Source organism: Lyngbya sp. CCY1209 (assembly GCF_055795065.1).
The window spans coordinates 1-209 of record NZ_JAYFER010000669.1 but is presented as its reverse complement, the minus strand read 5'-3'; the positions used below and the strand labels follow the sequence as shown (position 1 = coordinate 209).

1 protein-coding gene is annotated in these 209 nt (G+C 52.2%); it reads left to right on the top strand.

What is annotated here, in order from left to right; all coding sequences use genetic code 11:
* A partial coding sequence (locus AC0QHF_RS27735) for a hypothetical protein (RefSeq protein WP_324707521.1) occupies positions 1–209 on the top strand: 209 nt, incomplete at both ends.

Sequence of the window (209 nt, the reverse complement as noted above, 5' to 3'; positions counted from 1 at the left end):
GAAATCGAAGTTTCGGACGGAGATACCGATATCCCCGACAACACCGGAACGGTAGATTTCGGAACCGCCACCGTCGGAACCGCCGTTACCCGAACTTTTACGATCGCAAATAGCGGGACGACAGAATTATCCGTTTCCGACATAACTCTCCCAGATGGGTTTAATTTGGTGGGAGATTTTCCGAATGCGATCGCACCCAGTTCCACCGC